Annotated in this window: 5 protein-coding genes; 4 read left to right on the plus strand and 1 reads right to left on the minus strand. The window is 61.5% G+C overall.

The genetic code is table 11. The annotated features are described in order from the left end of the window. The 4 genes from E3T50_RS11130 to E3T50_RS11145 form a co-directional block, all read left to right on the plus strand. On the plus strand, positions 1-283 hold a 283-nt coding region (locus tag E3T50_RS11130), incomplete at its 5' end, for an integrase core domain-containing protein (RefSeq protein WP_166784281.1). Positions 284-900: 617 nt separating this feature from the next. Then, the gene (locus E3T50_RS16265; protein ID WP_166784282.1) at positions 901-1044 is read left to right on the plus strand and encodes a GPGG-motif small membrane protein; all 144 of its coding nucleotides are present in this window, start codon (positions 901-903) and stop codon (positions 1042-1044) included. A 646-nt stretch (positions 1045-1690) separates the two neighbouring features. Next, entirely contained in the window at positions 1691-2200 is a 510-nt protein-coding gene (locus E3T50_RS16270; protein WP_241990884.1) for a DUF4232 domain-containing protein, read from the plus strand. A gap of 685 nt (positions 2201-2885) precedes the next feature. Continuing rightward, a complete protein-coding gene (locus E3T50_RS11145; RefSeq protein WP_134551899.1) occupies positions 2886-3182 on the plus strand; it encodes a hypothetical protein in 297 nt (98 codons plus the stop codon). Positions 3183-3251: 69 nt separating this feature from the next. Here E3T50_RS11145 and E3T50_RS11150 read toward each other — a convergent pair. Next, positions 3252-3370, minus strand: a 119-nt coding sequence (locus E3T50_RS11150) for an integrase core domain-containing protein (RefSeq protein WP_166784209.1), incomplete at its 5' end; no start/stop codon positions are given.

Below are 3370 nucleotides of genomic sequence, written 5' to 3' on the forward strand. Positions count from 1 at the left end.
ATGCCGGTCTAACGCCTTCGTCCGGGTGCTAAAGAACAACGGCATCACTGGATCGATGGGCCGGGTCGGCGCGTGTGGCGACAACGCCGCGATGGAGTCGTTCTTCGCGTTGCTGCAGAAGAACGTCCTCGACCGGCAACGCTGGGCCACCCGGGACGAACTCCGCCTGGCGATGGTCGTGTGGATTGAACGGACCTACCACCACCGGCGACGACAACGCCGCCTTGGCACACTCACCCCGATCGAGTTTGAGACAATAAACATGGCCCTCAACGCCGCCTAAAACCACTAACCCTATGAGTCAACTGAAATCGGGGCAGTCCCATGGGACATGACCGACCGCTTCGTGAAGAGTTTCGCGAACGGCCCTTTGGTGGGTTGTTCGCGAAACCCGCCAGGGCACCGATCGCAGGACATTGCGAAATGCGTTTTCCTCCGCGGGGAGGAACTTTTTCCTCCACAGGTGTCGCCCAGCAGTCGGCAGCAGACCTTCACCGGAAAACGGCCTCCGCGAGGGTGTGGGTCACCGGTGGATCCTTTTGGGCCGGGGCGGTCCTCCCCGAGCAGTTTCACGGCACGTTTGAGAATCTCGACCTCGGTTTCGAGTTGCCGGATCCGCTTCTTCGCTTTCGCCAGCTCGATGCTCTCCGGGATGGCGATCCCGGGGCGTTCTCCGCGGTCGATCTGGTCCTGGCGGACCTAACTGGATCGCGGCGGCACTGACGGATTATCTTGGTCGCTTCGCATGGCCGTTAACACATGATGACAGCGTTTCACCTCCACGACATTCTGGATAAAACACAGTGGTCGGAGACCGATCAGGGGGTACGTTCGATTCAACAGATCGAAAACCGCTATGGGCGTACGGCCCGTCGGCGCTGAATGAAATGGAGCAGCACCATGGCAACAATTCTCTGGATCATTGCAGTAGTCCTCGTAATTGGAGGAATTTTCGCGCTATTTCGACGCCAGATTCTCTGGGGCATTGTGCTCATCGTCGTGGGACTGTTGGTTGGTCCAGGTGGCGTGAGCCTTTTCACTTGAGACTGCGGATCGAGTAGCCGTTTCGGGGCGTGGCGGAGCTCCGGAACGGTTTCGGCGTGAAGGATCCACCGACGCTCGTCGTTGTCTGAGCGCGGCAAGACGTCGCGGAGGTGTCAACACCAACCGAAAATATGGCCATTCGTGCGGCGGTTTCTTGGCCTCATTTTCAGTCGGCGTGAACACACAGAATCGTAGGTTCCGTCTTGCTACGACCCCTTGAGACTGCCCATGGGTTACGAGGCACTTGAGTGTCGAGACACGTTACGGTAATCGTGGATGATGACTGCGACTATGTGCGGCGCGTACCCGGTCGCAGAGTTGCGATTTTGCGCAGATAGTCCTCATGGGAGGCTTGGATCTGACGGAGGCTGCCATCGAAGTCGCTGCCATGCTCCGCGCAGACGGACTCGTACCCTTAGACCCACTGCCCGAGACCGCCGCCCCAGCAGTCGTACACCGCAGGTGCATGCATCAACTGACACCACGACAATCCGAGGAAAATCATGAAGAAAATTTCTGCACTCTGCTCCGGAATAGCCGTCATTTTCTTCTTGACTGGCTGCGCTGCCTAGTGAGCGGTGAGGCAGCGTCTTCAACCCCGTCGCCCACTAGTACCGGTTACACTTCGGCTTCCGCTTTGCCCGTAGTGCCTGATCCGGGGGAGTCCGAGCCCACCGGCGAAGCATCGGTCCCCGCAATCGATGCGGATGTGACGCCGATGCCCGGCGGAGCCGCTGAGTGTGACGGAGACAACCTGGGTATTTCTATCGCCGCACAGCCGATGGCCAGCGGAGCCGGTTCGTTCTTCTCCGAGATCACGTTTACCAACACCGGCGGTGACGCCTGTTGGGTCGAGGGACCGCCTTCCATCTTCAACCTCGCGGACAGCGCTGCGGGGGCGGTCGTCGGGAAACGCGCGGCAGACAGCGGTATGCCGGAGGTGGTGCAGCTCGCTTCTGGGGCGTCTGCTTACAGCACCATCCATTTCAGCAATGCCGGAGCGTGCGACTGTGACACCGCCGTCGCCAATGTGGCCACAGTGATTCCACCCAACTGGGATTCGTCGCGGTCCATAATGCTGGACAGTCCCGTCATCGTGTGCAACGCACCCGCTACCTACAAGGTGTCGTGGATCAGCGCGACCAGTCTCTTCTGATCTAAGGCATGGGCAGCGACTGATTACGCCTATGCCGCGAAGGAGTGGACAACCGGGTTTTATGCCAAGTATCGGTCACCGGCTTGTCAGGAATGTCCTCTCCTAAGATCGGTCTTTATACAGTCGCACGATACCGACAATGATCAAGAAAACAGCGAAAACAGCGACAACACCGCCAGCAAACAAAACAACAACGGTTGGGCCAGCGATGTCCGGATTGACGATGAAGATGAGGCCCGCAGCGAGCAGAACGACCAGAGGCGTGTGCTCTGATCGCGGCCAGCGACGCTATGGACGCTCAGGTCCAAATCGAGGGCCTGACGGTCAAGAACTCCCGCGGGCAGTCAGCGGCTCACCCGCTTCTCGCCGAGTCGCGTCTGGGTAGAATCGGAGCCCTGGCCGCCTTGCGCTCGTTGGGCCTGGCGAAGAATCAGACCGCGGCCTCCGCAGCCGGTGCCGCCCTGGCATCTCGCCGGTGGCACGCGCCGAAGGCCACCGGGCTCCGACGGTGATCCGCACCCGCCCGACTAGCCGCGCGACTCCCGGCCTGGTCCTTACACCTACCGGCCCACTATGCCACTTTGGTCGCCGCGCCCTTCGCCGAGCCTGTCGCCGAGCCCGAGGACGACCCCGCCCCCTTCTAACACCGCCCCGACCGCCGCGCGGCGTGTGCGATAATTCGGCCATGCCGAACTCCGAACCCCGCCGCGGGCGCACCTTCCGGGCAACCTGCCCCGGAGGGAGCGTCGAATGGTTCGCGCGAGCTCCACACCTCGTCGGTACGCCGGACCTCGTCGCGAAAGTCGGGGCCGTCCTCGCCTCGCGCGGCTCGATCCTGCTCACGCCGACCGGCCTGTCGGTCCCCGCAGTCGAGACCAGCGCCGCCGGCGTATTCGCAGCGCTCCTCTCACTCGGCCTCGACTTCACATTCTCTGGAAGCGTGCCGAGGGTGGCGCCCGTCCCTGTCGGCGCCATTGCCTAAGCCCCGCCACCGCACAATAACGCCCCGCCTCAGGAATCCCGAGGCGGGGCGTTATTCGTGGTTTGCCGTCTAGGTGTTCTTCCCACTGACGTTGTGAACGCGGTCGATGGGTGATTTGCCGCCGATGCCGGTATGGGGTCTGTGGTGATTGTAGCTATGAATCCAGTCCAGGTACGTTGCTGCTCGGG

The organism is Cryobacterium gelidum (assembly GCF_004403985.1).
Taxonomy (GTDB): Bacteria; Actinomycetota; Actinomycetes; order Actinomycetales; family Microbacteriaceae; genus Cryobacterium; species Cryobacterium gelidum.